26 protein-coding genes and 1 pseudogene are annotated in these 25,825 nt (G+C 68.9%); 15 read left to right on the top strand and 12 right to left on the bottom strand.

Annotated features, from left to right (window positions below; all coding sequences use genetic code 11):
• Nucleotides 1-264: 264 nt before the first annotated feature.
• The 3 genes from TA3x_RS28485 to TA3x_RS28475 all read right to left on the bottom strand — a co-directional run bounded on the left by TA3x_RS28485 (nucleotide 265) and on the right by TA3x_RS28475 (nucleotide 2,602).
• On the bottom strand, nucleotides 265-1,254 hold the full coding sequence (locus TA3x_RS28485) for a DUF1559 domain-containing protein (protein ID WP_435022454.1): 990 nt from the start codon (nucleotides 1,252-1,254) through the stop codon (nucleotides 265-267).
• Nucleotides 1,255-1,403: 149 nt separating this feature from the next.
• Complete coding sequence (locus TA3x_RS28480) at nucleotides 1,404-1,865, bottom strand: hypothetical protein (RefSeq protein ID WP_435018056.1); 462 nt, start codon at nucleotides 1,863-1,865, stop codon at nucleotides 1,404-1,406.
• Nucleotides 1,866-2,173: 308 nt separating this feature from the next.
• A complete protein-coding gene (locus TA3x_RS28475) occupies nucleotides 2,174-2,602 on the bottom strand; it encodes a YkvA family protein (protein ID WP_435018055.1) in 429 nt (142 codons plus the stop codon).
• A 155-nt stretch (nucleotides 2,603-2,757) separates the two neighbouring features.
• On the opposite strand from TA3x_RS28475, the gene TA3x_RS28470 reads away from it, so the two are divergent.
• On the top strand, nucleotides 2,758-4,101 hold the full coding sequence (locus tag TA3x_RS28470; RefSeq protein WP_435018054.1) for an alpha/beta hydrolase family protein: 1,344 nt from the start codon (nucleotides 2,758-2,760) through the stop codon (nucleotides 4,099-4,101).
• Between the two features lie 8 nt (nucleotides 4,102-4,109).
• Here the strand turns inward: TA3x_RS28470 and TA3x_RS28465 are convergent, their stop codons facing one another.
• On the bottom strand, nucleotides 4,110-5,021 hold the full coding sequence (locus TA3x_RS28465; RefSeq protein ID WP_435018053.1) for an aldo/keto reductase: 912 nt from the start codon (nucleotides 5,019-5,021) through the stop codon (nucleotides 4,110-4,112).
• A gap of 143 nt (nucleotides 5,022-5,164) precedes the next feature.
• Here TA3x_RS28465 and TA3x_RS28460 point away from each other — a divergent pair, with 143 nt between their 5' ends.
• From TA3x_RS28460 to TA3x_RS28445, 4 genes are all read left to right on the top strand, one after another.
• Nucleotides 5,165-5,764 (top strand): riboflavin synthase, encoded by a 600-nt coding sequence (locus TA3x_RS28460; RefSeq protein ID WP_435018052.1) that lies wholly within the window; start codon nucleotides 5,165-5,167, stop codon nucleotides 5,762-5,764.
• 25 nt (nucleotides 5,765-5,789) lie between these two features.
• Nucleotides 5,790-6,074, top strand: a complete 285-nt coding sequence (locus TA3x_RS28455; RefSeq protein ID WP_435018051.1) for a type II toxin-antitoxin system ParD family antitoxin — start codon at nucleotides 5,790-5,792, stop codon at nucleotides 6,072-6,074.
• The gene (locus tag TA3x_RS28450; protein WP_435018050.1) at nucleotides 6,071-6,379 is read left to right on the top strand and encodes a type II toxin-antitoxin system RelE/ParE family toxin; all 309 of its coding nucleotides are present in this window, start codon (nucleotides 6,071-6,073) and stop codon (nucleotides 6,377-6,379) included. Before TA3x_RS28455 ends, TA3x_RS28450 begins: the two co-directional genes overlap by 4 nt.
• Nucleotides 6,380-6,518: 139 nt before the next feature.
• Entirely contained in the window at nucleotides 6,519-7,106 is a 588-nt protein-coding gene (locus TA3x_RS28445) for an HdeD family acid-resistance protein (protein WP_435018049.1), read from the top strand.
• Between the two features lie 73 nt (nucleotides 7,107-7,179).
• On the opposite strand, the gene TA3x_RS28440 is transcribed toward TA3x_RS28445, so the two are convergent.
• Entirely contained in the window at nucleotides 7,180-7,305 is a 126-nt protein-coding gene (locus TA3x_RS28440) for a hypothetical protein (protein WP_435018048.1), read from the bottom strand.
• Nucleotides 7,306-7,481: 176 nt separating this feature from the next.
• On the opposite strand from TA3x_RS28440, the gene rsmA reads away from it, so the two are divergent.
• The 6 genes and pseudogenes from rsmA to TA3x_RS28410 all read left to right on the top strand — a co-directional run.
• Nucleotides 7,482-8,477, top strand: coding sequence for a 16S rRNA (adenine(1518)-N(6)/adenine(1519)-N(6))-dimethyltransferase RsmA (gene rsmA, locus TA3x_RS28435; protein WP_435018047.1), 996 nt, complete (start codon nucleotides 7,482-7,484; stop codon nucleotides 8,475-8,477).
• Nucleotides 8,478-8,479: 2 nt separating this feature from the next.
• Nucleotides 8,480-8,908, top strand: a complete 429-nt coding sequence (locus TA3x_RS28430; RefSeq protein WP_435018046.1) for a hypothetical protein — start codon at nucleotides 8,480-8,482, stop codon at nucleotides 8,906-8,908.
• Nucleotides 8,909-8,990: 82 nt separating this feature from the next.
• Nucleotides 8,991-10,430 carry a sulfatase family protein gene (locus TA3x_RS28425; RefSeq protein WP_435018045.1) on the top strand — a complete coding sequence of 480 codons (1,440 nt, stop codon included), beginning with the start codon at nucleotides 8,991-8,993 and terminating at the stop codon, nucleotides 10,428-10,430.
• Between the two features lie 21 nt (nucleotides 10,431-10,451).
• On the top strand, nucleotides 10,452-10,874 hold the full coding sequence (locus TA3x_RS28420; protein ID WP_435018044.1) for a secondary thiamine-phosphate synthase enzyme YjbQ: 423 nt from the start codon (nucleotides 10,452-10,454) through the stop codon (nucleotides 10,872-10,874).
• A gap of 23 nt (nucleotides 10,875-10,897) precedes the next feature.
• Nucleotides 10,898-11,617 carry a hypothetical protein gene (locus TA3x_RS28415; RefSeq protein WP_435018043.1) on the top strand — a complete coding sequence of 240 codons (720 nt, stop codon included), beginning with the start codon at nucleotides 10,898-10,900 and terminating at the stop codon, nucleotides 11,615-11,617.
• Between the two features lie 123 nt (nucleotides 11,618-11,740).
• A pseudogene (locus tag TA3x_RS28410) lies at nucleotides 11,741-11,824 on the top strand (secondary thiamine-phosphate synthase enzyme YjbQ); the annotation flags it as partial.
• Nucleotides 11,825-12,023: 199 nt separating this feature from the next.
• Here the strand turns inward: TA3x_RS28410 and TA3x_RS28405 are convergent.
• Nucleotides 12,024-12,809 (bottom strand): hypothetical protein, encoded by a 786-nt coding sequence (locus TA3x_RS28405; protein ID WP_435018042.1) that lies wholly within the window; start codon nucleotides 12,807-12,809, stop codon nucleotides 12,024-12,026.
• A gap of 164 nt (nucleotides 12,810-12,973) precedes the next feature.
• Between TA3x_RS28405 and TA3x_RS28400 the strand changes: the two genes are divergently transcribed.
• Together TA3x_RS28400 and TA3x_RS28395 are read left to right on the top strand one after the other, a co-directional pair.
• Complete coding sequence (locus tag TA3x_RS28400; protein WP_435018041.1) at nucleotides 12,974-13,828, top strand: hypothetical protein; 855 nt, start codon at nucleotides 12,974-12,976, stop codon at nucleotides 13,826-13,828.
• 89 nt (nucleotides 13,829-13,917) lie between these two features.
• Nucleotides 13,918-15,150: an MGDG synthase family glycosyltransferase gene (locus TA3x_RS28395; RefSeq protein ID WP_435018040.1), complete on the top strand. Its 1,233-nt coding sequence runs from the start codon at nucleotides 13,918-13,920 to the stop codon at nucleotides 15,148-15,150.
• A gap of 1 nt (nucleotide 15,151) precedes the next feature.
• Here TA3x_RS28395 and TA3x_RS28390 read toward each other — a convergent pair whose 3' ends face one another.
• Both TA3x_RS28390 and TA3x_RS28385 read right to left on the bottom strand, forming a co-directional pair.
• A complete protein-coding gene (locus tag TA3x_RS28390) occupies nucleotides 15,152-16,813 on the bottom strand; it encodes an ABC transporter permease subunit (RefSeq protein ID WP_435018039.1) in 1,662 nt (553 codons plus the stop codon).
• A complete protein-coding gene (locus tag TA3x_RS28385; RefSeq protein WP_435018038.1) occupies nucleotides 16,810-17,571 on the bottom strand; it encodes a hypothetical protein in 762 nt (253 codons plus the stop codon). Before TA3x_RS28385 ends, TA3x_RS28390 begins: the two co-directional genes overlap by 4 nt.
• 370 nt (nucleotides 17,572-17,941) lie before the next feature.
• On the opposite strand from TA3x_RS28385, the gene TA3x_RS28380 reads away from it, so the two are divergent.
• Nucleotides 17,942-19,645: a M2 family metallopeptidase gene (locus TA3x_RS28380; protein WP_435018037.1), complete on the top strand. Its 1,704-nt coding sequence runs from the start codon at nucleotides 17,942-17,944 to the stop codon at nucleotides 19,643-19,645.
• 97 nt (nucleotides 19,646-19,742) lie between these two features.
• Here the strand turns inward: TA3x_RS28380 and TA3x_RS28375 are convergent, their stop codons facing one another.
• The 4 genes from TA3x_RS28375 to TA3x_RS28360 all read right to left on the bottom strand — a co-directional run bounded on the left by TA3x_RS28375 (nucleotide 19,743) and on the right by TA3x_RS28360 (nucleotide 23,152).
• Nucleotides 19,743-20,105 (bottom strand): hypothetical protein, encoded by a 363-nt coding sequence (locus tag TA3x_RS28375; protein WP_435018036.1) that lies wholly within the window; start codon nucleotides 20,103-20,105, stop codon nucleotides 19,743-19,745.
• 35 nt (nucleotides 20,106-20,140) lie between these two features.
• Nucleotides 20,141-20,857, bottom strand: coding sequence for a GntR family transcriptional regulator (locus TA3x_RS28370; protein ID WP_435018035.1), 717 nt, complete (start codon nucleotides 20,855-20,857; stop codon nucleotides 20,141-20,143).
• A 506-nt stretch (nucleotides 20,858-21,363) separates the two neighbouring features.
• Nucleotides 21,364-22,293 carry a DUF1559 domain-containing protein gene (locus TA3x_RS28365; RefSeq protein ID WP_435018034.1) on the bottom strand — a complete coding sequence of 310 codons (930 nt, stop codon included), beginning with the start codon at nucleotides 22,291-22,293 and terminating at the stop codon, nucleotides 21,364-21,366.
• A 190-nt stretch (nucleotides 22,294-22,483) separates the two neighbouring features.
• Nucleotides 22,484-23,152, bottom strand: a complete 669-nt coding sequence (locus tag TA3x_RS28360) for a zinc ribbon domain-containing protein (protein WP_435018033.1) — start codon at nucleotides 23,150-23,152, stop codon at nucleotides 22,484-22,486.
• Between the two features lie 187 nt (nucleotides 23,153-23,339).
• Here TA3x_RS28360 and TA3x_RS28355 point away from each other — a divergent pair, with 187 nt between their 5' ends.
• The gene (locus TA3x_RS28355) at nucleotides 23,340-25,790 is read left to right on the top strand and encodes a DUF1559 domain-containing protein (RefSeq protein ID WP_435018032.1); all 2,451 of its coding nucleotides are present in this window, start codon (nucleotides 23,340-23,342) and stop codon (nucleotides 25,788-25,790) included.
• Nucleotides 25,791-25,825 lie beyond the last annotated feature (35 nt).

Here is a 25,825-nt window from a genome sequence, read left to right as displayed (position 1 = left end):
CGCCACCCCCGCCCGTCATGCGGCCCGAATCGTCGGAACGGTCCGGCCGTGAGGGTTGCGTCGATGGGTCCGATGGCGGACCCGGGGGCAAAGTCAAGGGTGGTTCTCGGCGGCCAGGGAGTTATGCGCCCCGATTGGCCGGCTGTCAAACGTCAAGTGGGCGCCGCGACGAAGTTTGCGAAAGATTCAAGGCGCGTCGGGGCGCCGACTTCGGGCGATCCGAGGCGGCCGGGGCCGGGCCCGGCCGCCTCGTCGGGGGATGGTTCAGTAGGCGTCGGAGCTGATGACCTCGCCGCCCTTGGACGTGGAGAGGGCCGCCCAGGTGTAGAGATTGACCGTGTTCTTGACGAACCGGACGCTGGCGTCGCCCATCGCCACGTTGACCCCGCCCGGGTGCCGGCCGCGGGCCGCGTGGACGTAGTTGAGGCCCGTGGCCGGGGCGGTCGCCGTCGAGGTGGAGGTGATGCAGGGGGGATTGTCCGGCACGACCGACTTGTCCAGGCAATAGCCGGCCTGCATCAGGTCGGGCTGGCTGGTGTTGGGGGGCACGGAGCCCTGGAACACGGCGGCCTCCCACCAGTGGGTGAAGCCGCGGAGGTCGTACTTGCCGAGCCCCTTCTGGTCCTGGCCCTGGATGGTCTCGGCGAAGAACATGGTGTTGCTCTGGCCGTCGCGGATGTCGCCCAGGCGGACCGCGCCGATCAGGATGTCGGTGAACGGCGCCCCGCCGTAGATGAAGGTGTTGTAGACCTGGGCCGGGGCCGTGCTGGTGGTCCCGGAGACGGTGTTGATGGCGGTATTGCCGTAATTGGCGGAGTAATTGAATGAGAGCGTGTTATGCGTCCCGTAACCTTCGCTCATCGAATCGCTGGGGCAGGTGTAGGTCGCGATCCGGGCGGACGTCACGGTCGTGTTGGCCACGCCGGCGTAGCGGAGCGCCGTGAGCCCGCCGTCCGCGTAATGGCCCGAGTTGTTCCAGGCGTTGTAGAGCGAGGCCTGTTCCATGTAAGGCAGGATGAAGACGTTCCAGGTGCCCCACACCTGGTACTTGACGCCCGGGGGCAGCGACCCGTTGGTGCTCTCGTAGTTGGCGACGGCCAGGCCGAGCTGCTTCAGGTTGTTGGTGCACTGCGAGCGGCGAGCGGCCTCGCGGGCGGCCTGGACGGCCGGCAGCAGCAGCGCGATCAGCACCGCGATGATCGCGATGACGACCAGCAATTCGATCAGCGTGAAGCCCGAGCGTTTGCGATGAATCATGGCCTACCTTTCGAGGAAGAATGGATGGATTTCACCGAAGCGACGGTCCCGCCACGCCCGGCCGATGGGCGACCACGGGCGCGGATTTCGGAAGTCCGGGAAGGCGCGGGCCGGCACTCCGCGGCGGCCCCCCGGGGACCCGCCATCTACTTCGACTTGAGGTCGAAGTCGAATTGATTGGCCTGCCCGGCCTGGACCTTGGCGACCAGGTCGGACTGGGCGTTGTACTTGGGCGGGAGGAGTTCCTTGGGGACCTCGGCCGCGACGATCGGCCCGGGGCTGTCCGCCGGGGCGGCTTGCGAGGCCCCGCCGTCCTTGACGCTGTTGATCGTGACCCGGTACTGGCCCGGGACCAGGCCCTGCGCCCGGGGGACCGAGTACGAGCCGGCCTCGATGGTCGCGCCGCCGGCAATGCCTTCGTTCCGGCTGGCCGGGAGGAACTGGATCACGCCCTGGGCGAGGGGCTGGCCGTCCAGGGTGACTTTCCCGGAGATCGCCTCTCGGGGCAGGTCATCCGATCCGGCCATGCCGCAGCCGGACGAGGCGACGGCCAGGAGCGACGCGCACGCCAGGGGCGCCCACGAAGACGGTCGGGAGAGTTTCATCATCAGTCGAAGAACCCTGGGAAAGATCGGGAGGGGATGATGGGAGGGCAGGATCACGGTCGGCGGATGATTGCGAATCCGTCATCCCCGGGGAGGAATCGCGGGGCCCAGCCTGTGGCATGCGATCCCGGCGTCAGAAACCGGGATCCATAGTTTTATAAACCTGGGAAGGGGCGGACGCAAGGGAGAGGCGGCGGGATTCCGGGCGGATCCGATTCCGAAAGAAATTTTGATGGTCGAATGTGCTGATGAAAAACCGGGCGGGGTCCGCCGGCGCCCGCGGTGCGGGGGCCGGCGGCCGGGGCCGGGGATCAGGCGCGCACGGTGGCCGCGGCCTTCACGCCGGGCATCTCGTCGGCGATCCAGGCGCGGGCCTTCTCGTGGTGCTCGTCGGTGACGTAGGACGAGACCGTCGTGAACGCGGCCGCCAGGACGCCGGCATCGTCGCCCAGCCCGACCATCGGGAGGAAGTCGGGGATCGCGTCCAGCGGCAGGATGAAGTAGGCCAATGCCGCGGCCACGACGCCCTTGACCCAGGCGGGCGTGGCGGGGTCGAGCATGCAGAAGTACATCGCCACGACCTGCTTCGCCCCGGGGATCTGGCCCAGGTGCCGCTTGGCCTTGGCCGCGAACCCGGCGCGGGCCGCCGCCTCGGCGCGGCCGGGGTCGCTCCCGATGTAGACGCCGGGGTCGATGCCGGCCTTGGCCCACCAGTTCTTCGCGGTCGACTTGATGTTCATGGACGCCCCCTTCCGGACCGAATTCCTGCCCCCAGATACTTCGCCGGGCGGGCGGGAATGTTCGCCCGATCACCCGAGACTCCCCGAACGCGGTTGACGCCGCGGCGGTCCGGGATCAGGATTGACGTGGCCACGATTGACGCGGATCCCCGGCGATGATTCCTCCCGAGGTGGCGATGGCGATCCGGTTCCGATGCGATGGGTGCGGCAGGCCGTTCGAGGTGCGGGACGATCTCGCCGGCCAGACCGCCCTGTGCAAGCAGTGCGGCGGCCGGATCCAGATCCCCGACCCGCCCGGCGAGGTCGTGTTCCCGGACGACCTCCGGGCCGACGGCCCGCCGGACGGGCCCGCCCGCGGCAAGGGCGGCTGGGCGGCCCGGCCGGCCGCCGCGGCCGACCCGGAAGGGCTGTTCGGCGGCCCGATCGACCCGAAGCCCGGCCCGCCCGCCCGGTCGTCCTCCGCCGAGAGCGGCCTGAAGGGCGTGCTCGGCGTGCTCCTGGTGATCGGCCTGATCGGCCTGAAGGTCTACTCCCGGAACCACCAGTTCGGCCGGGCGAGGAACGCCCAGCAGGCCAACGCCCGGCCCAACTTCGCGCCGATGGACGCCCCCCCGCCCCTGCTGGACGGGCGGATCGCCCTGCCGAGCTTCCCGGATCCGGGCCCGCCCCGCGAGATCGAGCCGGGGGTGATGGTCCGCGAGGTGCGGTTCGTCGACCCCATCGACGCGCCCGGCCATTCCGGCCGGCTCTGGGTCTACACGCCCGCCGGGGATCACCCCCCGCGGTCGCTGCCCTGCGTCCTGATCGCGCCGGCCGGCAGCGACCTGATCACCGGCATGGCCCAGGCCGAGGGCGACCGGCCCGAGCACCTGCCCTACGCCCGCGCCGGGTTCGCCGTGGTGGCCTACGAGCTGGACGGCTCGGTCGCCGACCCCCAGGAGGCCGACGGCCGGGAGATGCTGCGGGCGGCCCGCCGGTTCCTCCGGGCCCGCGCCGGGCTGGTCAACGCCCACATCGCGCTGGAGTATGCCCTGGCTAGGCTCCCGGAGGTCGACCCCGGCCGGATCGCCGCGGCCGGCCACAGCTCGGCCGGGACGATGGCCCTCCTGTTCGCCGAGAACGAGCCCCGGATCCGGGCCTGCGTCGCCTACGCCCCGGCGACGGACCTGCCCCGGAGGTTCGGGAACCAGGGCGTCGCGATCCTGCGGCAGAGGGGACTGGGCCCGCTGATCGAGCGGTTCTCCCCCTCCTCCGGGATCGCGGGGCTGTCCTGCCCGCTGTTCCTGTTCCACGCGCAGGACGACCGCAACGTGCCGGTCGACCAGAGCGAGCGGTTCGCGGAGGAGGCCCGGGACGCCGGCAAGGCGGTCACGCTGGAGGTCGTGCCGGGCGGCGACCACTACGATTCGATGATCCGCGACGGCATCCCGCGCGGCATCGAGTGGCTCGGGAAGACGCTCAACCCCGGCCCGGAGGCGAACCCGCCCGGGCCGGGCTGAGCCGGGGGTCAGACCTTGGGCCGGCCCTGGTTGTGGAAGGCGATGGCGTCGGCGGTCCGGGCGAAGATGTCGTCGACCTGGTCGGGGGTCTCGAAGCCGATCACGAAGGCGTCCACAGTGCCCAGGCCCAGGACGTAGCGGAGCGACGCGTCGCGGCGGGCGGGCTCCTTGAACGCCCCTTCGGCCAGGATCTTCATGCCGACCACGCCCTTGCCGGCGGCGTGCATCTCTTCCAGCTGCGAGGAGACCTCGTCGGGCTTGCGGTCGTCCATGATCAGCCCCTCGGGGTTGATCCGGGCGAGGTCGATCTCGACGAAGTCGTCCTTGGCCGAGGTGCGGAGCGGGTCCATGCCGTGGCAGCTCGTGCCGTGGGCCCGGATCAGGCCCTTGCCCTTGGCCTCGCGCAGGTAGTCCATCGAACCGGTGTGGTCGGCGGGCCATCCCTTCTTCTGCATGCAGTGGAGCAGGACGATGTCGATCATCTCGACGCCCAGCTCCATGCAGTAGCGCTCCAGGTGGCTCTTGCAGTCGGCGAACTTGGTGGCGTGGGTCTTGGTCTGGATCACGTACCGGTCGCGCGGGACGCCCTCCAGGGCCTTGCGCAGGTAGACGTGCGAGCCGTACTGGTCGGCCACGTCGAACAGGGTCACGCCCCGATCCATCGCGTGTCGGACCAGCCTGGTGAACTCCTTGACGCCGAGCTTGGTCTGGTTGCTGGCCTGGCCCGACCCGTGGCTGCCGGTGCCCATGCCGATCAGCGAGACCTGGATGCCGGACTTGCCCAGCGTGACCTTGTCGGTCGGGGCCTTGGGCAGGGCGTTGAGCGGGGCGCGGGCGGACGAGGCGGAAGCGATCCCCGGCGCGGCGGCCAGGGCGGCGGTCGCGGCGAGGAAGTCGCGGCGGTTCACGGGCGGCGTCATGGCGGAATGCCTCCGGGGGGCTCGGCGTGGGCGGATCGGGTTCGACGAGGGGTTCGGCCCCGATTCTAACCCATCGGGGCCTTGTGCTACCATAAGCGTCGGGCCGGATGATCGATGACGCGAAGGGTCGGGAGGGCGGGCCGTTGTTCACGGGATTGGTCGAGGCGTTGGGCCGGGTGGATCGGGTCGTCGAGGAAGGCCCCGGGCGGCGGTTCACCCTGCGGTGGCCGGGCCTGAGCGACGGCCCCTTCGTGATGGGCGAGAGCATCGCGGTCAACGGCTGCTGCCTGACGGTGATCGCCTTCGACGGCGAGACCTTCGACGTGGAGGCCGGGCCGGAGACCCTGCTCCGCACCAACCTCGGCCGCAAGGCCGCCGGCGACCCGGTGAACCTGGAGCGATCGCTCCGCGTCGGCGACCGCCTCGGCGGCCACTTCGTCCAGGGGCACGTCGACGCCACGGCCACGCTCCGCGAACGACGCCCGGAGGGCACCTGGGACTTCCTCGCCTTCGACGTCGACCCCGCCTGGGCGCCCCTGATGGTCCCCAAGGGCTCGATCGCCGTGGACGGCGTCAGCCTCACCCTGGTCGACGTCGCCCCCGGCTCGTTCTCTTTGATGCTGATCCCCCACACCCTCGCGGCCACGACCCTGGGCACCCTCCGCCCCGGAGACCTCGTCAACATCGAGGCCGACATGCTCGCCAAGCACGTCGCCGCCCTGCTGGATGCCCGGAAGTCTTGACTGGCCGAACCATCAGGAGAAGCTCATGCAGGTCCCCATCCCGGCCGAGTTCGAGCGATTCATCGATGAGCAGGTCGAAAGCGGCCTGTTCACCTCCGCCGCCGATGTCGTCCGCGAGGGCCTCCGGCTGCTCAGGGATCGGGACGAGCAGGATCGGCTCGCCCAGGAGGAGTTGAGGGTGGAGATCCGACTCGGCCTGGATGAGGCCGATCGGGGGATCCTCGCCCCGCTCAATTCATCGACCCTCGGATCGATCATCGCCGAGGCACGCCGCGAATTGGCCCAGGAGCGGGGCCACTCGGTCCCATGAATGAGCCCAGGCTGACCGCGTTGGCCCGATCGGACCTGAAACGCATCTGGAAGGATCTGGCGAGGAAGGGGGACGAGGCCGTCGCGAATCGATGGACCGCCGAGATCCTGCTCCGCTGCTTCGATCATGCCCGGTTCCCCGAAACCGGCCAACTCCGGGAGGAATTCGCCCCCGGCTTGCGGAGCTTCCCGGTGGCGCCATACGTCGCCTTCTTTCGACCCGAGGAGGATTCGATCCAGGTGATTCGAATCCTGGATGGTCGAAGGAACTTGGATCGCTTGATGAAGCGTAAGGGGGCCGGCTGATGGGTCTTCCGGCGGCGGGGCTCCACCTTCCGGGAGATCGACGCCACGGGCTGTTCTGGGGCCTCCGGTGTCGTAGGATCAATGGGCCCGGCCGATGTGGTCGCGGCGAGATCGAGCGCTCAGACCGAGGAAACGGCCCATGAGTATCGAAACCGGACAACCGCCCATCCTGGGCCTGCGTCATGGGATGGACGCGCTGCGGGGCAACTGGTACTGGCTCGTGATCCTCGGGATCGCCCTGGTCGTGATGGGCACCGTCGCGCTGGGGTCGGTCGTGGTCGCCTCGCTGGCGACGGCGGTGGTGATCGGCTCGGTCCTGCTGGTGAGCGGGTTCGCCGAGGCGATCGCGGCGATCTGGAGCCGCGAATGGAGCGGGTTCTTCCTCCACCTGCTCTCGGGGATCCTCTCGATCGTCGTGGGCGGGCTGTTCCTCCGGTCGCCGGTCGGCGCCCTGCTGTCGCTGACGCTCCTGCTGGCCGCCGCCCTGATGGTCAGCGGGCTGTTCAAGATCGTCGCGGCGCTGAGCTATCGGTTCCCGACCTGGGGCTGGACGCTGGCGGGCGGCGTGCTCGACCTGATCCTCGCCGGGCTGATCCTCCAGGAATGGCCGTCGTCGGCCTTCTGGGTGATCGGCATGTTCGTCGGGATCAGCCTGATCTTCCGCGGGTTCAACTGGATCGGGCTCGGATTCGCCCTGAAATCCCTGCCGCGGATCGGCACCCTTTGAAATGTCCCGATGACGCAGCGACCCGCGTGACGGGGGCAATGCCCCATCGCGCGGGCCGCCGCGTCGTCCCGCGTCAGTCCTTGGGCTTGCAGCTCCCCTTGGTGCCGGGCTTCTTGCCTGGGGTGGGCTCGTAGCCCTTCCAGCAGCGGGTGTCCTTCTTCTTGCTGCTCGACGCCTTGGACTTCTTGGTGGCGGCCATGACGGTTCCCTTTCGCGACGATCGGCGCGGCGGGCGGGGCCGGGCCGGATGGGGGAGGGATCATCGCAACGGGCGTGCCGACTCCGCCGGGATGTGGGCCGGGGGCGGTCGCGGTTATACTGGTGGTCCGGCCCGGGTGGGCCGGGTGCCGGATCCCGACGAGACGAGACGTTCGCATGCAGTCCCCGCGTCAGACGCAGACCTACCTCCGGAACCTGTTCGCCCGCCACGGGATCGCCCCCCGGCACCGGTACGGGCAGAACTTCCTGGTCGACCTCAACATCCACGACCTGATCGTGAAGTCCGCCGAGGTCGGCCCGGGGGACGTGGTGCTGGAGGTCGGCCCGGGCGCCGGGGCGCTCACGACGCAGATGGCCGCCACCGGCGCGGCGGTCGTGGCCGTGGACATCGACCCGGGCATGGCCATGCTGACCACCGAGGCCACGGTCATCTATCCCAACGTCCGGGTGCTCCACGTCGACGCCCTGAAGGGCAAGAACAAGCTCAACCCGAAGGTCCTGGATAACATCAAGGCGGGCCTGGCCGTGGCGCCCGACCGCCGGTTCAAGCTGGTGGCGAACCTCCCCTACAACGCGGCCACGCCGATCATCGGCAACCTGCTGGTCCACCCCGAGATCCGCATCGAGCGGATGGTCGTGACGATCCAGCTGGAACTGGCCCAGAGGATGCTCGCCCCGCCCGACTCCGATGACTACGGGGCGCTATCGGTGCTGGTCCAGGCGTTGTCCGACGCCTCGCTGGTCCGCACCCTGCCGCCCAGCGTCTTCTGGCCCCGACCCAGCGTCGATTCGGCCGTCCTCATGATCGTGCCGAACGAAGCCAAAAGGGCCGAGGTCGGCGACGTCGCCTGGTTCCACACGGTCGTCCGCACGATCTTCCTCCACCGCCGCAAGAACCTCCGCCGCGTCCTGTACAGCCACTGGCGCGACCGCTGGACCAAGGAGGAAGTCGACACCATCCTCGAAGGGATCGGCCTCACCGGCCTCGTCCGCGCCGAGGCCATGACCGTGGACCAGCACATCACCCTCGCCAAGGCCCTCCGCGCCCGCATCGGCCCCGACGCCCCGACCGACGATGAGGACGAAGGGGAGGACGAGGACGGCGAAGAAGAATCCGAGGACGCCGACGAGGACGACGCCGACGAGGAATGACCATGAAGGCCGTCCGACTTTCGGTCAAGGAGATGATGATCGCGGTCGGCCTGATCGGCATCCTGATGGGCGCCTTCCGTATCCACCTGTCGATCGGTAGCTTCCTGGCTGGTGTGGTGGCGTTGGCGACGATCCGAGCACGGGGCAAGTTCGCTCAACACCAATCGGAAGGCCGGCTGGTCCAGGAGCGGGAGAGATTGATATGCTTCGCCAAATCGGTGGGCGTTGCGACATTGCTGCTGGCCGTGTCCTCCCTGCCGGCGGTCGTGCTCATGAATGACTACGCCATGTACGTTCCCGCCCCTCGTATCTTCTATCTTCCAATTCGTACGCATGCCTGGCGGATCCATTACATGACCTCGGATTTGATCGTCCTTTTCGCCCTGTCGGGTGCACCGATCTCGGCGATATTGCGTCGGTGGATCTGGTGAGTCAGGTCGACTCTTCGGTCGGGACAACAGGATGATGCGACGACGATTCTCCACTGCTCGCCTCGCGAGCCAGGGCCATGCGATGACCAATCTGATCCGGCGGGCGTCCTTGCTGATCATCCCGGCGATTGCCGCCCTGGTTTCGCATCCGGCATCAGCCGCCGAGGCTCCGCCCAACGTGGTGGTGATCTTCTGCGACGACTTGGGCTATGCCGACGTCGGGTGCTATGGGGCGAAGGGGTATGCGACGCCGAACATCGATCGGCTGGCGCGCGAGGGGGTGAAGTTCACGGATTTTTATGTCTCCTCGCCGGTCTGCTCGGCGTCGCGGTCGGCGCTGCTGACCGGGTGCTATCACGAGCGGGTGGGCATCCGGGGGGCGCTCGGGCCCAAGAGCCCGCTCGGGCTCGGGCACGAGGAGACGACGCTCGCCGAGATGCTCAAATCCAAGGGGTACGCGACCGGTATGGCCGGCAAGTGGCACCTGGGGGCGCGGCCGTCGCAGAGGCCGACCAAGCACGGGTTCGACTCGTTCCTGGGCATCCCCTATTCCAACGACATGTGGCCCCACCACCCCGAACGGCCCAAGGACTTTCCGGCCCTGCCGCTCTACGACGGCGACAAGACCGCGATCGCCGACGTGACCGCCGACGACCAGCCGAGCTTCACCGGCCGGTTCGCCGACCGCGCCGCGAGCTTCATCCGCGAGAACCGCGACCGCCCGTTCTTCTTCTACCTCGCCCCGGACATGCCCCACGTCCCCCTGTTCGCCTCGGCCAAATACAAGGGCACCACCGAGCGCGGGCTGTTCGGCGACGTGATCGCCGAGATCGACGGCGCGGTGGGCACGGTCCTCCGGGCCCTGGAAGAAACGGGCGTCGATAAGAACACGCTGGTCATCTTCACCTCGGACAACGGACCGTGGCTGAGCTACGGCGACCACGCCGGCTCGGCCGCCCCGTTGCGCGAGGGGAAGGGGACGTGCTTCGAGGGGGGCATCCGCGAGCCGTTCCTGGCCCGCTGGCCGGGCCGGATCCCGGCCGGCACCGTCCGCCGCGAGCCGGCCGCCACGATCGACATCCTCCCGACCCTCGCCGCCCTGGCCGGCGCCGACCTGCCCAAGCGGCCGATCGACGGCAAGGACATCCGGCCCCTCCTGTTCGGCGAGCCCGACGCCAGGGCCCCGCACGAGGCCCTGTTCTTCCACTACGGCCCGGGCCAGCTCCACGCCATGCGGTCGGGCCGCTGGAAGCTCCAGTTCCCCCACACCGCGCGGAGCATGGTCGGCCAAACCCCGGGCAAGGGGGGCGTCCCGGGCAAGTATCGCGACCTCGAAGTCGGCCTGGAACTCTACGACCTCGACGCCGACCCCGGCGAGACCACCAACGTCGCCGCCCAGCATCCCGACGTCGTCAAGCAACTCCAAACCCTGGCCGACGCCCATCGCGCCGAGCTGGGCGACACCCTCACCAGCAAGCGGCCCGGCTCCGCCGTCCGCCCCGCCGACCAGGCCCAGGACTGATCGACCCCGGAGCCCGACCCGATGAAGTCGCACACCGAGTACCTGACCTTCACCGTCCCCGCCCGGATGGACTTCCTCAACATCACCCCCCGCCTGGAGGACATCGTCCGCCAGAGCGGGGTCCGGGAAGGGCTCCTGCTCTGCAACGCCATGCACATCACGGCATCCGTCTTCATCAATGACGACGAGCCCGGCCTCCACGCCGACTACAAGGCCTGGCTCGAAAACCTCGCCCCGTTCGACGCCTCGCCCCAGCGCTACCGCCACAACCGCACCGGCGAGGACAACGCCGACGCCCACATGAAGCGCCAGGTCATGGGCCGCGAGGTCGTCATCGCCATCACCAACGGCCGCCTCGACTTCGGCCCCTGGGAGCAGGTCTTCTACGGCGAGTTCGACGGCAACCGCCCCAAGAAGGTGCTGGTCAAGGTCATCGGGGAGTAATGCCCCCGTCCGTAAGGGCTTTCATGAAATACTCGATGTCGACCAAATTCTGGCACGACGAGGACGACGCCGGCCTGCTTTCGCGACTTGAGCGGCTGTTCGAGATGGAGTTTTTCCAGGGCACCGTGCTGAGGCCAAGATCAGATCGCCTTCCTCCGACTCGGGCCAACTTGCATCGCGTCCTGCAGCCCGATCGCCATCAAACTTCGGATGTACGCTTCGTCGTCGATCGAGGGAAGAAGTCGTTGCGGGGAGAGTTGAGCATCATTCGGAACAGCGAATGGACTGCATCACGCTTCACATCCTCCCTGGGTTTGGACTTCTCGCTGTCCGAGTGCTACAAGGGCGGCCCCTTTCATGGCGTGGATGAGATCCGGGACCTCTTGCTCGCCTGCGTGCAGGTCGGTCCATCGGCGATGGGATTTGTGAAGTGCGAGGATGAGAGTTCCGAGCAGCATTCGGCGAATTTCGAGCGGTTCCGCAACCTCGACAGCATGGCGGTCCCGGTGACCATCGAGTGGGTTACGGTACTCCACAAGGATGTCGTCGCCGCCATGGAAGTCGACCTGATGAATGCCGCCGCCGCTGCCGGTGCCCGCGCCGGGCGGCAAGGCGACTACTGGTGGATCATCCTGACCGAAGAGCCATTCAGTTTCATGAAGGCCGCCCATGAGCAGAAATACCGGGCCATGAGGGAGGCCGTGGGCCTTGATGACATCCATGCAAAGTTCCCACGGCGATAACCATGCCTCGCTTTGAGTTGATGCTCGCACTGGAAGGACTGCGGCAACTTGATGCCTGCCGCGGGGCCGCCACTTCTCGCCCGTGCGGGCGCGAAGAACGAGGGGTTCGGTCTGTTGCAAACCTTCGGCCCCTGGGAGCAGGTCTTCTACGGCGAGTTCGACGGCAACCGCCCCAAGAAGGTGCTGGTCAAGGTTATCGGGGAGTGAGCTGACAGGCCTCGTGGTTTGCAAGCGAACCGGGATCCCGACCCCGGGCTTCGGCGGTCCGAAGCTCCGGTAGAGGCGATCGTCCAATCCTGTCACGATTCGCCATCATGGATAGATTTCGATCATGGCCGATTCCCTTGCGGCGATCTTGGAGGCGAGGAGTTCAGCTCGTGCAACGGTTTCGCGATCGAGGCAGTGACTATTTTCCGGCCTGATTATGTGAGCCCTCGTATCTCTGTTTCAACTTCTCCAACGCCTCGGTGTTCATCTTGATTATGATGTCGTCGGTCCTCTCCCAAAGACGATCCCTGTAGAATGAGAAGTCCTCGCGTCTGAAAATGGCGTGGTCGTGCTTTGCACTGAGTTTCATCGTGAGGATCGAATCGCCGGGCGAGGAGTTCGATTGTTGATAAATGTGATAGTCGCCATTCAGGGGCATGTAATAATCGTACTGGAAAAAATCTTTCGGATTGAGCAGCTCGGTGGAATCTTTTTTGACCCATTTTGAGTCTGCCAAGATATGATTCATGTACCTCGGATCGATATCAAATTCGATCTCCACATCGTCTGTAATCGACTCGTCCAATTCCGGGATACGAAGATTGGCGACGCTTTCCGGTATGGGAGAAGCGATCAAGTCGCGGAAACGATCGTAGGGCGCCTGATATCTCATGTACAACCCACGCCGAACTGCATTCATGCTCGACTCGACCGCGAAGCAGCCCGTGAAGAAGAAGGCGATGCCGAAGACGATCGTGCAAGAGACTTTGGTCGACTTGGAGAAGCAGAGCCCCGCGATTGTTGCGATGGTATGCCCGAAAACAACCGCAATGAGAGTGACGAGAGCCCCGGAGCCCTCGGGGCTGAACGAGACGGTGGCGGGGGCGATCAGGAGAGACAGCAGGAGGCTGACCGAAACGACGCATAGGTGAAGGCCACCCGAACTTCCACGATTCGGCATCACCCTCTCAGCCGGCTCGATCATGGGTATCCTCATGGCAGATGGTACGATACAGTTTCGACCCATTCTCTCCCGGTCTGCCCAGGGTTTAAAGGCTTCCGTTCCCGAATACGTCAACAGCAGTGAGCTTCTACGGCAACCGCCCCAAGAAGGTGCTGGTCAAGGTCATCGGGGAATAGGGGGCGGTCATGGGACTCGATGCTCATGTGATGTGCGACTGCTTCCGCAAGGGCAAGACGACGCCCCCGCCGTTCCCCCGGGAATGGCTGGAGGTGGACGAGGAAGGCTATTTCAACCTCGCCCAGGAGCATGACTCGGCCGAGGGTTGGGCAAAACTCATGGAGTGGCAGCATTCATGCTGCGACCATGAAGATATGGACTTCGCCTGCGAGTTCATCGCGAACTGGTTCGGGCTCCGCTTGTTCCAGGATGCCCTGGGAGACGTGGGCTGGGATCGCTTCCCGATCCTGCAGGAGCAACTGCCCGAGGCGAACGGGGGCCTGACCCCGCCCGGGGCCAGCGGCCGGGCACTCCGGGAACTGGAGGAGTTCGAATCGGTCGGCGAGATCGGCACGAAGACCGTGCTGGTCGACACGGCGACCGGCGAGGCCTTCCACCAGCACAATCCCGCTTACGGAGGGGTGTTCATCCTCCAGGGGAGCCTCGGCGTCAACGTCGGCATCGGCGAGTTCGAGTTCTTCGCGGTCGATGCCCGGACCGGCGAGGAGCTGTTCCGGGCGACCCGGGTCGAGCAGGCCCGCCGGGGGGGATCGCCGATCGAGGGGGACGCCGACGATGTGGTCTGGAAGGACCTGGATACGGGCGAGGTCTACGCGTCGGGGATCGCGATCAGCGGGAAGGCGATCCCCTGGGACGACGGGAAGTGGCAGCGGCCCGATGGCCGTGTCCGCTTCGGCTACCCCGCTCGATTCCATGTCGAGCGAAGGCCGCGCCTGACCTCCGAGTTCGAGTCCATCGTCCGGGCGTTGCGGGTCGTCTTCTCGGCCTCGGTCGCGACCGGCAACCCGGTGCGCTGGAGTTGACGGGTCGGGCCGTTGTGTCGGGCGGCGGGGCCGGGGATGATCGGGGGAGGTTCGGACGGCCCCGGCGCGAGAGGCGAGAGCGACCCATCATGGCGAAGAAAGTCCTCATCCTCTCGGCGTCGGCCGGGGCGGGCCATCTCCGGGCGGCGCAGGCGATCGAGCGGGCGTTCGCCGAGGCGGGGACGGCGGAATCGATCCACAACTACGACACCCTGGAGTTCACCAACCCGCTGTTCCGCCGGCTCTATTCCAAGGCGTACATCGAGATGGTCAACCGGATGCCGGAGGTGCTGGGCTGGCTCTACGACCAGCTCGACCAGCCGGACAAGGACGACCGGATCCAGCTCGCCTTCGACAAGCTGAACACCGGGCCGTTGATCCGTTTGCTGGAGGACCTGCGGCCGGACATCACGATCTGCACCCACTTCCTGCCCGCCGAGATCATCTCGTGGCTGATCGGCAAGGGCCGGCTCGATACCCGGCAGGCGATCGTCGTGACGGACTACGACGTCCATGCCCAGTGGCTCTGCCCGAACTATGCCCACTACTTCGTCGCGATCGACGAGACCCGCGCCCACCTGGAAGAACTGGGCGTGCCGCCGGGCAAGGTCACCGTCTCGGGCATCCCGATCGACCCGGTGTTCGCCTTGGCGAAGGACAAGGCGGAGATGCGCCGGAAGCATGGCCTGCGGCCCGACGGGGCGGTGATCCTGTCGTCGGCGGGCGGGTTCGGCGTGGGGCGCATCGACGAGCTGATGGCGTCGCTGCTCAAGGTCCGGCACCCGGGGCAGGTGATCGCGATCTGCGGGCGGAACGCCGAGCTGAAGGCCCGGCTCGACCGCCTGGCCGGCACGCTGCCCGCCGACGCCCCGGTCTCGCTCAAGGTGGTGGGATACACCACCGAGATGGACGAGTACATGGCGGCGGCCGACCTGGTCGTCGGCAAGCCGGGCGGCCTGACCACGTCCGAGGCGATGGCCCGCGGCCTCGGCTTCGTGGTCGTCAGCCCGATCCCCGGCCAGGAGGAGCGGAACTCCGACCACCTCCTGGAAGAAGGGGCGGCGATCCGCTGCAACAACCTGCCGGTGATCGCCTACAAGATCGACCGACTCCTGGACGACCCCCGGCGGCTCGAAGCGATGCGGGCCAACGCCCTCCGCCTGGGCCGCCCCCGCGCGGCGGCCGACATCGTGGCCCGGGTCTCGCAGCCGGGCGAGGTCGATGCGCCGCAGCCCGTTTCGCCCCACGCGGCGCCCCGGCTGGTCGGCCGTCCCTCGCGGGGCAAGGCCCGCCCCGGTCGCAAACGCGGCGGCGGGGCGTAGCTCAGCGGGGCAGGGCGGGCCCCGGCCGTTCGGGCACCCGGCCCAGGAGGCGGTCGAACCGGGTTTCGGTCGCCTTCAGGATGAGGAAGGCGGCCGCCCCGGCCAGCGCGATCCAGAAGGTCAAGCCGGCGAGGAAACCGACGGAGAGGTCGATGTTCCAGGTGATCCGGCCGATCGCGAGGAACGTCCCGAAGAAGGGGCTGATCCAGAGGAGGAAGTCGTCATCGGGGCCGACGCGGATGTTGATCAGGATGATCGTCGGGAAGATCACCGTGGCGAACAGGTAGGCGGCGACGGCGAGGGCCACCGCGCGTCCCAGCCGGGGTTGCCAGGCCGCGCAGGCGAGGCCGACGCTGGTGACGACCGCGCCGTAGGCCAGGACCAGCCCGACCACCAGCGCCGCGAACGGGAACGCCCCCCACCCCCATTCCCGGGCGAGCCCCAGGGCCAGGGCGAGCCCGCCGGGCAGGATCGCCAGCCTCGGGACGATCCGGAACGCCCCGCGCCACTTGCCCCTGACGATCTCCCGGGTCGACAGCGGCGCGGCCATCAGCACGTCCAGGCCGCCCTGCGCCCGCTCCTCGGCCAGCGCGGTCGCCGAGGTCACGCTCGCCATCAGCAGCCCGATCGAGACCATGAAGCCGGCCACGCCCGTCGCGATGTCCGGGTTGAGCAGGATCGCCGCCAGGGTGAAGATCGCCGACAGGGAGCCATACAGACGCCAGATCGCCCGCCCCCACGCCGACGACCGGCCGCGCCGCCGCTCCCGCCAGAGGACCGGGTCGCTGTCGAGCAGGGCCCGGTCCCGGTCGTCCCACCCGGGCGGCACCCAGAACGGAGGACGCCGCGAGGCCGATCGGAGCCTCGCGCCGCCCGCCTGCCGGAGCATCACCGGGCGGAGCCGCCGCGCCGAGATCAGCGCCAGCGCGGCGGAGATCGCCACGCACCCGGCGAGGAAGCAGGCCCCCCGCGCCAGGATCACGCCGGATGTCCCGCGCGGATGGCCGAAGATCAGCCAGAACGGGTTGGTGACGGTCACGACGCCGGGCCCGCCCGTCCGGTCGACCATCGCGCCCCAGACCACGGCGGCGAGGAGCCAGACCGCCCAGGTGGCGTAGGTCGCCATCAGCGCCTCGTGAGGCCGGGTCGCCCACACCGAGTAGGTCATCGCCACGCCGATGCCCAGGATCGCCACGCCGACGACCACCAGCGACCCGGCCACCGACTCGCCGGGGTCGACCCCGCCCAGGGACGCCGTGATCGCCAGCACCGGCAGCCCGCACACGACCACGCCCAGCACGGCCAGCAGCCGGGAGGCGAACCGGCCGAGCACGATTTCGGCGTCGGACAGGTCCGTGGTCATCATCAGGGCCAGCCCGCCCCGGACCTTGTCCTGGCAGAACGCCCCCGCCGCGGCTGCCGGCACGACCACCAGCGCCAGGACGAGTTCGACCGCCATGATCGCCCTGAAGAAGCTGACGCCGACCGTCGCGAGTTCCCGATAGTCGGAGATCGCACGCCGGTGGACCCGCCCGAACCAGATCAGGGCGACCCCGGCCAGCACGCAGGCCACCAGCAAGGCCCGCCCGGCATAGAGCTGCCAGCGCTTCGCGAGGGTCAGGCAATCGGCGGAGAAGACGGGACCCGGCCCCCATCGCATCATCGGGCGAACTCCCCCGGGAACGCGACGGCCGGCCCGTCGAGGTCCCAGCTCCCCGGATCGACCTGCAGATGCCCCTCGCGGCCCTCCGCGTCCTCCGCCTCCTGCTGGCGCGCCTCCAGGTAGAACAGCACGAGGATGACGGTGGACAGGGACTCGACGACATCCAGGAGGCAGTCCGCCGCGACGTAGGCCCAGAAGTTGTCCAGCGCCTCGGTCTGCTGGAAGGCGTATCGCGTGGCCAGGCCGCAGGCATAGTCGAACGCGAGGGCGATCGCCAGGGCGAAGAAGATCGGCCACCGCCGGCCGAGCGTCAGGTCCGTGCTCCTGCGGCCGGCGTCGGACGGCCGCTCCATGATGATCGCGGGCTCCAGCAGCGAGTAGCGCACCCCCAGGACGATGCCCGGGATGATCAGGGCGATGAGCCCCAGCAGGATCCGGAAGTTGGCGAAGAACCGGGCGGCGAACATCCGGCCCCAGTGGCGGAAGCCGACGGCCATCGCCTCGAAGTAGCCGACCCGCTCGCCCCGCATCCGCCCGGCGATGGCGAAGATCAACGCCCCCAGGACGATCGGCCCGAAGGCCCCCCCGATGAGCTGATTCAGCCGGAACGAGACGCCCTCCGCCCGCTCCGCCGGCACCTCGATCAGGCTGGCCTCGATCGCGATGTTGGCGGGCAGCCACAGGGTCAGGATGATGAGGCCGAACAGGGGCAGGTTGGCCCCCAGCAGGCAGAAGGCCTGGGCGAACTTCCCGATCATCGAGGCGGGAACCTCCTGCATCCGGCCAGCCCCCCCGATCGGGGCCGAAGACGGGGGAGCATACGGATTCCAGTCGGCGGGCTCGCCCGGGAGGGCCCCGCCGCAGGTCGCGCAACGCGCGTCCCGGTCGAGGCCGGATCCCCCCGCGGAAGGCCTCGAACCGCAGGCGGGGCAACTCGAAGGCTCGGGCATCGTGCATCTCCCCCGACGGGCCGGACATTCATGGATGGGGCGGACATATCATTGCCCCTCCGGATCGACGCCGCAAGGAGGGGCCGGCGACTCGGGGGCGGGCGGCGATTGTCGCGGCGGCGGGCGCCTGCGAGAATGGCCGCCCTGGCACCCCCGAGGACGGACGGAGGACGGGCTGATGGCCTCGCGACGCGAATTCCTGGCCGGCACGGCGAACATGGTGGGCCTGATCGCCCTGGGCGATGCGGCCCTGGGGGACGAGCCGGCGGGCGATGCCTCCGCCCGGGCGCGGGCGTTCGTCGCCGCCCACGAGGCGACGATCCGCCCGCTGGAGAAGGCCGCCGGCCTCGCCTGGTGGGACGCCAACGTCTCCGGCAAAGACGAGGCCTTCGCCGCCAAGGAGAAGGCCCAGAATCAGCTCGACGCCGCCCTATCCGACCGGGCGCGGTTCGCCGAGATCGAGGCGATCCGCAAGGGCCAGATCGCCGACCCCACGCTCGCCCGCCAGGTGGAGGTGCTCCGGCTCGCCTACCTGGAGAAGCAGGTCGACCCGGCCCTCTTGCGGAAGATGACCGCCAGGGCCAACGCCATCGAGCAGGCGTTCAACGCCCATCGCGCGAAGGTCGACGGCAAAGAGATGCCCGACAGCGAGGTCCGCAAGGCCCTCAAGGAATCCGACGACACGGCGCGTCGCCGGGCGGTCTGGGAGGCGAGCAAGGCGGTCGGCCCGATCGTCGAGGCCGACCTCAAGGCGCTGGTCAAGCTCCGCAACGAGGCGGCCCGCTCGCTGGGCTTCCCCGACTTCCACGCCATGCAACTCGCCCTCAACGAGCAGGACCAGGCGCAGGTCCTCGCCCTGTTCGACGAACTCGACGCCCTGACCCGCAAGCCGTTCCAGGCCGCCAAGGGGGAGATCGACGCCCGGCTGGCCCGGCGGTATGGCATCCGGATTGGGGACATGGATGCGTGGCACTACCACGACCCGTTCTTCCAGGAGGCCCCGTCGGTCTACGACGCCGACCTCGACGCCCCGTATGCGAAGGCCGACATCCTCAAGCTCTGCCGCGACTACTACGCCGGCATCGGCCTGCCGATCGACGAGGTGATCGCCCGCAGCGACCTCTACGAGAAGCCGGGAAAGAGCCCGCACGCCTTCTGCACCGACATCGACCGCGAAGGCGACGTGCGGGTCCTGGCCAACATCGTGCCCAACGAGTACTGGATGGCCACGATGCTCCACGAACTGGGGCACTCGGTCTATTCCAGCAAGAACATCCCCCGCAGCGTCCCGTACGTCCTGCGGGGCGAGGCCCACATCCTCACTACCGAGGGGGTGGCGATGATGTTCGAGCGGTCGAGCAAGGACGCCGACTGGCTGGCGGCGATGGGCGTGACCGTGGCCGACCCCGCGGCCTTCAACGCGACGGGCGCGAGGATGACCCGCGACAAGCTCCTGATCTTCTCCCGCTGGTGCCAGGTCATGCTCCGGTTCGAGAAGGCGATGTACGCCAACCCGGATCAGGACCTCAACGGCCTGTGGTGGGACCTGGTCGAGGAGTACCAGGGCATCCGCCGCCCCGAAGGCCGCAACGCCCCGGACTACGCCAGCAAGATCCACGTCGTCACCGCCCCGTGCTATTATCACAACTACATGATGGGCCAGTTGTTCGCCTCGCAGGTCCACCATGCGATCTGCCGCGATGCGCTGGGCGGGGCGGACCCGGCGACGGCCAGCTATGTCGGCAAGCCGGGCGTCGGGGAGTTCATGAAGGCCAGGGTCTTCGCCCCCGGCAAGACCCTGGGCTGGGACGCCCTGACCAAGCACGCCACCGGCGAGGGCCTCAACCCCAAGGCGTTCGCGGCCGATTTCCGGGCCTCCTGAACCGCCGATCCGGCCGGGAGGGCGCCTCGGCGATCGGCCGGGGCGTCCTCTCTGCACCTGCATGGCGTACCCGGACGAATCCGCGAGGATGCGGCGATCACTCGATGCTGGAGACCTCCAGCGTCGCGCCCGCCGCTCGGAACTCGTCGACGCGAGGCTCGATCTCCATGCGGGTGCCCCGGGCCACCTCGACCCGAGGGGCGGCGAGGAGGGCCTTGGCCTGCCGGGGCGACACCCCGAGGATGTTGCGGTAGAGCCGGAAGAGCAGGGGCCGCCGCGGGCCGGGATCGACGACCCACACCGCGAAGATGGGCCGATCGTCGTCGGCGAATTCGTCGTCGACGAAGCTCACCGTCCCGCCGCCCTCGTGTCCGCACGCGGCGCAATTCTCGACCCAGGTCGAAGGGCCGTGCGGGTTGGAGACGATCAGTCCCGCCCCGCATCGAGGGCAAGGCCACATGGGCTGCTCCTTCGAGTCGCCCGGGCCGGGGGCCGTCATGCGGGGTCCCGCTTCGTGGCGGCCTGATCGCGCATCGCGGCCATGATGCGTTCATTGGCCCCGATGATCTGCTCCGTGTGGAGTTGCCGGGCGGCGGCGGGGTCGCGGGCCTTGATCGTCTCGACGATGAGGACATGCTCCTGGGTGGCGCACGCCGCGTCGAGGCCCACGTCCAGGCCGAGGTAGAGCGGCCTCTGCAACTCGTCCAGCAGCGCCGCGACCAGGGATTCGAGCCGGCGGTTGCCGCTGGCCCGGGCCAGCTCGCGGTGGAAGATGCTGTTATCCCTGAGGTATTGCACGTAGGTCTGGCGATCGCCGGGCGTGTACCGCAGCTCCATGCACCGCGTCAAACGATCGATGTCCTCGGGCGTCGCGCGTTCGGCGGCCAGGCCGGCGGTCGCCGTCTCCAGGATCAGCCGCGACTCGCACAGGTCCCGGATGGCGTCCTCGGTGATGGGGGAGGCCACGTAGCCGCAATAGGGGACCCGGGCGACGAGATTCTCCTGGGACAGGCGGTTCAACGCCTCGCGCAGCGGGGTCCGCGAGACCTTCAGGTCGGCCGCCAGGTCCTTCTCGTTCAGGCGTTGGCCCGGCAGGATCGCGCAGGTGATGATCTGGTGCTTGATCAGGGCGTACACGCGGTCGGGGAGGGCCTGCGGCGGCCCGATCGTCGCGTTGAGTTCGGCCAGCGAAGGCGGTCGGCCGGTGGGCATGGGGCGAGGCCATCCGAGGGATGAGGAAATCAGATCCAATTGTCGCAGAAATGTCTTGACGGTCGACTTCGACGTATTGTATACAATATTCGGCCCGGTCTCAAGTCTCGCCTGGCGGCATCATGTCGCCACCAGGAGCGATCCTGGAGGCGGGATGAGCCGGAGGGGACCCCCCGGCCCTCGCCCTATCTCCCGGGCCGGGCTTGTGGCCGGGCCATCCGATACGGATCCGGGATCGATTCCCTCCCCTCCCGAGGAGCCGCCTCGGGCCCGGACCCCTCCCCGAGTCCTGGATTCTCCGCCCCGAATGCCGGTGAACCCCCCGGGCGTCGGCCCATCGAGTGTGCCCCCTCCCCGCAATCGGGCCTTCACGCTGATCGCGCCGCGGCTCCCTGCCCCGCGGCGGATCCCAGTGCACCCATGACCTGAAGCCGATCGGCCTGACGCCCCACGATGATCACGGGGCTCAGGGCGATCCGGCCGTTGGCCCGTTCCCCTCCGGATCCTCAGAGGCCGTCGGCGGAGATGACCTCGCCGGCGTCGCGGGTCGTCAGGGCCCGCCAGTTGACCGGGTTGACCGTGTCCTTGACGTATCGGACCGACCCGTCGCAGAGCAGGGCGTTGACGCCCCCCGGGTGCCGGCTCCGGGCGGCCATCCAGTGGTTCGCCGTGGCCGCCGGGGTGTCCTGGCAGGGCATGTTGCGGGCCGGGTCGTTGCCGCAGGCGCCGGTGTCGGGGCTCTTGCTGTTGGGGGTGATCTGGCCGGAGATCTGGTAGGTGGACGTGTCGTCGTTCCAGATCCGCCCCCGGCGGTCGACCATGCCGTTCAGGGGCGAGGGCACCTGGAGGATCTCCGACATCGCCAGGGTGTTGCTCGACCCGTCGGTGATCTCCGCGAGGCTGGCCCCGTAGGCAATGCTGAAGACGCCGCCCGGCTGGTTCGGGTTGTAGTAGGGGCCGGGGCCGAAGTTGATCCCGTAGTTCCCCTTGTGGTCGACCGGGTTGGGGTCGCCGAAGACCACCGGGGTATCCGACGGGCACTGGTAGACCGCCAGCTTCGCCATCCGCGTCGTCTGATTCGTCGCATGGAGGACGTTCTGATTCGCGTTGAACGAAGCGAATGCGGCACCCTGCTCGACGTAAGGCATGATTGAGACGCAGAAGGCCGCGCGATAATTCGTCCCGGTCCCGGGATATCGCCCGGTGGTGGGGAGCCGTCCCATCGCCCCGTTCGGGAACCGGCCGTGGATGTCGTGGTAGTTGTGGAGGGCGATGCCGAACTGCTTCAGGTTGTTGGTGCATTGGATCCGGCGGGCCGCCTCGCGCGCCGCCTGCACGGCCGGCAGCAGCAGGGCGATCAGCACCGCGATGATGGCGATGACGACCAGCAGCTCGATCAGGGTGAACCCGCCGCGATCCCGCGTAATTCGGCTCATATCCGCTCTCAACGTGTGGACTCGCCGGCGCCGGGTCGATGGTCCATCGACGACGTAAAGCGAGAATCGGGGCGAATTTTCGGATGGGAGAAAGGTTCGGGGACTTTAACGATGATATTAGGAATCGATCAAGAGAAAATCTTGACAAGGCGTGGGGATCCCGAGCGATGCCGGGCCGAGTCGGCGGGCGTCAGGGGCGGAACGAGCGGATCTCGGCGAGCAGGCCGTCGAGCAGGCGGGTGCTCTTGCCCCAGTCGAAGAACTGGCCGCCGATCCGGGTCAGGGCCTCGACCCGGGTGCGGTCGCCGAGGTCGGCCAGGGTGATCGCCAGCGTCCCCTGGTAGACCAGGAGGTCGGGGGGGATGGTGGCCTCCATCACGCAGCCGTCGCCGGCCGGCTCCACGTCCTCGACCGCGATCCCCCGCGCCGCCAGGGCGCACAGGGTCGCCACGGTGGCGTGGCCGATGGGGAGGGGGACCACCTCGGAGCGTTGCTTGCCGGTCTTCACGCCGAGCCGGGTCAGGGCCGGGGCGACGACCGACGCCAGGTCCTCCACCTTGATCCCGTGGTTCAGCTTGGCCAGGTACTTGTCGTGGAGCCGGATCAGTTGCTCCCCGGAGACCCGCGACCCGCCCCGCTTCGCGGCCACCTTGAGCAGCGCCCGGACCTCGGGGTGGGCGAGCAGGATGTCGTGGCGTGCCTCGCGCGACCAGTCGGCCGGCGGCGCGTCCGGTGCCGGCGCCGATGGCAACGTCGTCACGCCGGCCGGGGCCGGGGCGGCCGGCTCCCCGGCGAGCCGGGTGCCGCACTGGGTGCAGAATTTGCCGCCGCCCTGCGTGCCGCATTCCGGGCAGAACATCGCGCGCGATCCTTCCTTGATCGGCCCGGCCCCCGGGACGCCGCGGCCGGCGCCGGCGTCGGGGGCCCGCATTTCGGATCGTAGCAGGTTGTGTCCCGCGTGGCGATGGGATCAAATGACCGGGCCGTCCGCCCCCGCATCGGCCGGGCGACGGCGTCCCAATCCATCCCCGCGGGAACCCCTCACCGTGCCAACTCGACGAATCCCCCCACGTTGGGCCGTGGCCTTCGGGCTCGCCCTGGCACCGGCCCTGGCGGCGACGGCCACCGCCCAGGCGCCGAAGTCGGCCACCTCGCTCCAGGCATCGGACACGATCCGCCACGTCCCGGCCGAGGGCCTGGTGGCGCTGGTCGAGTACGACGGGACCGAGGCCCACGCCCCCGCCTGGCGGCGGACCGCCCTCGCCAAGCTCCTGAACGACACCAAGCTCGGGGCGATGGCCGAGGACCTGCTCACCCAGGCCATCGCCCAGGGCCTGGCGCGGGCCCAGGGCGAGGACAAGCCGACGCCCGCCGAGATCATCAAGCTGGCCAAGGAACTCTTCGCCGACGGCGGCACGCTGGCCGTCTACAAGCCCGGGCCCGGCGACAAGGGCGAGGCGGCCATCGTCCTGGTCGTCCGCGACGGCGAGCGCAACGGCTTCCGGGCGATGTTCGAACGCCTGGGGAAGCAGCCCGGCGTCACGATGATGGCCGAGGAGCGGGGGAAGCGGACGCTGAACCGCGCCCGCCCCGAATCCCCGGCCTGGTGGGTCGAGGGGCGTGACGTCGTGCTCGCCTCGGCCCCGATCATCGACCGGGTGATCGCCACGATCGACGGCCAGTCCCCCTCGGCGGCCGGCCACCCGATCCGCGCCGAATTGGCCAGGGGGGAGCCGGGGGTCGCCACGGCGCTGACGGCGTTCGTCGACTTCTCCGCCCTGCCGCCGATGCCCCCGGACGCGATCCGGCTGGGCTTCGACGGGATCAAGCGGGTCGATTTCCGCTGGGGCTTCTCCGACGAGGCCCTGTACAGCGCCCTGTCCGTGGTCGCCCCGCTCCCGCGTCGCGGGGTCCTGGCCCTGGCGGATAGCCCGGCCTTCCCCCGGTTCGACAAGTCGAACCTGCCGGCGGTGCCGGCCGGCGTGGGCACCTGGGCCACGTTGTCGCTGGACCCGGCCCCGCTCTGGTCGTGGGTCGTGGACCAGGCCAGGCAGCAGCCCGGACCCCCGCAGGGCGGGCCCCCCAAGATCGTCGCCTTCGAGCAGGCCATCCCGCAGATCCTGGGCGGGCTCCGGCTCAAGGAGGACGTGCTCGGCCCGCTCGGCCCGCGCTGGACGGTCTATGCCGACGTCGCCGCCCTGTCCAGGGGAAACAAGGGGAAGGCCGCCGTGACGGTCGAGCTGCGGGACTCCGCCGCCGCCGCCAACGCGATGGGCCGGATCATCACGGTCGCCGCGCAGATCCTGGAGGCCCAGGCCGTGCCCGGCCGGCCGAAGCCGGCCGAGATCGTCCAGCTGCCGGGGGCCACGCCGGCCTACCGCATCGTGCTGTCCCCTCAGGCGTTGCCGCCCACCATGAAGGGGATCTCGCCGACGATCGTGGTCGGCAAGAAGCGCCTGGCCATCGCCGTGGATGAGGCGGAGGCCCGGGGCGCCACCGCCGTGGGCGACCGCTGGAGGCCCGGCCCCGACTTCGCGCCGGCCATCGGCAAGCTGCCGGGCGACCTGGTCGCCCTGGTGGTGTCCGACCCCCGGTCGACCCTCCCGCAGCAGATCACCGGCATCCCCCTGATGCTGGGGATGCTCAACGCCGCCACCATGACCTCGGCCAAGCCGGGCGAGACGCCGTTCACCCTGAAGGCCGACCCGGCCCGCGTCCCCACCGTCGAGGACATCCGCTCGCGGCTCTCCCCGGGCACCGTGGCCGTCTCCATCGACGCCAAGGGGCTCAAGATCGTCTCGCGCGAGTCGGCCCCCAGCCTCTCCTCGCCGGCCACTTCCGGCGTCGCGGTCGCCCTCCTGCTGCCGGCCGTGCAGGCCTCCCGCGAGGCCGCCCGGCGCGCCCAGTCGACCAACAACTTCAAGCAGATCGGCCTGGCCCTGCACAACTACGAGAGCACCAACGGCCATTTCCCGGCCGCGGCCATCACGAGCAAGGACGGCAAGCCCCTGCTGAGCTGGCGGGTCGCGATCCTCCCCTATCTCGACCAGGCCGACCTCTACAACCAGTTCCACCTCGACGAGCCCTGGGACAGCGAGCACAACAAGACGCTGATCCCCCGGATGCCGACCGTCTTCCTCAACCCGAGCACCCCCAACCCCGTGCCGGGCGAGACCCATTACCTGGCCTTCACCGGCCCCCACGCCGCCTTCAGCGACAAGCCGAACCCGATCGCGTCGTTCCTCGACGGCACCAGCAACACGCTGATGGTGGCCGACTCGACCAAGGGCGTCCCCTGGTCCAAGCCCGAGGAAATGCAGTTCGACATCAACGCCCAGCCCTCGCTGTTCGGGGCCGGGTCGCCCCACCCGGGCGGGTTCAGCGCCCTGTTCGCCGACGGCTCGGTCCGGTTCCTCCTGAACAAGATCAACCCCGTGACGTTCAAGGCCCTGATCTCCCGCGACGGCGGCGAGATCATCTCCCGCGACGACTTCTGATCGATCCGATCCGGGGGCGGCGCCCTGCGCCGCCC

The organism is Tundrisphaera macrotermitis, from assembly GCF_051175315.1.
Taxonomy (GTDB): Bacteria; Planctomycetota; Planctomycetia; order Isosphaerales; family Isosphaeraceae; genus Tundrisphaera.
The sequence above is the reverse complement of the archived record's forward strand: the minus strand, read 5'-3'. Positions and strand labels throughout refer to the sequence as shown.

Coding starts and splice junctions, on each gene's coding strand:
- TA3x_RS28480 (WP_435018056.1), bottom strand. CDS start 1,865: ATGATGAAACTCTCCCGACCGTCTTCGTGGGCGCCCCTGGCGTGCGCG.
- TA3x_RS28475 (WP_435018055.1), bottom strand. CDS start 2,602: ATGAACATCAAGTCGACCGCGAAGAACTGGTGGGCCAAGGCCGGCATC.
- TA3x_RS28470 (WP_435018054.1), top strand. CDS start 2,758: ATGATTCCTCCCGAGGTGGCGATGGCGATCCGGTTCCGATGCGATGGG.
- TA3x_RS28465 (WP_435018053.1), bottom strand. CDS start 5,021: ATGACGCCGCCCGTGAACCGCCGCGACTTCCTCGCCGCGACCGCCGCC.
- TA3x_RS28455 (WP_435018051.1), top strand. CDS start 5,790: ATGCAGGTCCCCATCCCGGCCGAGTTCGAGCGATTCATCGATGAGCAG.
- TA3x_RS28450 (WP_435018050.1), top strand. CDS start 6,071: ATGAATGAGCCCAGGCTGACCGCGTTGGCCCGATCGGACCTGAAACGC.
- TA3x_RS28445 (WP_435018049.1), top strand. CDS start 6,519: ATGAGTATCGAAACCGGACAACCGCCCATCCTGGGCCTGCGTCATGGG.
- TA3x_RS28440 (WP_435018048.1), bottom strand. CDS start 7,305: ATGGCCGCCACCAAGAAGTCCAAGGCGTCGAGCAGCAAGAAGAAGGAC.
- rsmA (WP_435018047.1), top strand. CDS start 7,482: ATGCAGTCCCCGCGTCAGACGCAGACCTACCTCCGGAACCTGTTCGCC.
- TA3x_RS28430 (WP_435018046.1), top strand. CDS start 8,480: ATGAAGGCCGTCCGACTTTCGGTCAAGGAGATGATGATCGCGGTCGGC.
- TA3x_RS28425 (WP_435018045.1), top strand. CDS start 8,991: ATGACCAATCTGATCCGGCGGGCGTCCTTGCTGATCATCCCGGCGATT.
- TA3x_RS28420 (WP_435018044.1), top strand. CDS start 10,452: ATGAAGTCGCACACCGAGTACCTGACCTTCACCGTCCCCGCCCGGATG.
- TA3x_RS28415 (WP_435018043.1), top strand. CDS start 10,898: ATGAAATACTCGATGTCGACCAAATTCTGGCACGACGAGGACGACGCC.
- TA3x_RS28405 (WP_435018042.1), bottom strand. CDS start 12,809: ATGATCGAGCCGGCTGAGAGGGTGATGCCGAATCGTGGAAGTTCGGGT.
- TA3x_RS28400 (WP_435018041.1), top strand. CDS start 12,974: ATGGGACTCGATGCTCATGTGATGTGCGACTGCTTCCGCAAGGGCAAG.
- TA3x_RS28395 (WP_435018040.1), top strand. CDS start 13,918: ATGGCGAAGAAAGTCCTCATCCTCTCGGCGTCGGCCGGGGCGGGCCAT.
- TA3x_RS28390 (WP_435018039.1), bottom strand. CDS start 16,813: ATGATGCGATGGGGGCCGGGTCCCGTCTTCTCCGCCGATTGCCTGACC.
- TA3x_RS28385 (WP_435018038.1), bottom strand. CDS start 17,571: ATGATCGGGAAGTTCGCCCAGGCCTTCTGCCTGCTGGGGGCCAACCTG.
- TA3x_RS28380 (WP_435018037.1), top strand. CDS start 17,942: ATGGCCTCGCGACGCGAATTCCTGGCCGGCACGGCGAACATGGTGGGC.
- TA3x_RS28375 (WP_435018036.1), bottom strand. CDS start 20,105: ATGTGGCCTTGCCCTCGATGCGGGGCGGGACTGATCGTCTCCAACCCG.
- TA3x_RS28370 (WP_435018035.1), bottom strand. CDS start 20,857: ATGCCCACCGGCCGACCGCCTTCGCTGGCCGAACTCAACGCGACGATC.
- TA3x_RS28365 (WP_435018034.1), bottom strand. CDS start 22,293: ATGAGCCGAATTACGCGGGATCGCGGCGGGTTCACCCTGATCGAGCTG.
- TA3x_RS28360 (WP_435018033.1), bottom strand. CDS start 23,152: ATGTTCTGCCCGGAATGCGGCACGCAGGGCGGCGGCAAATTCTGCACC.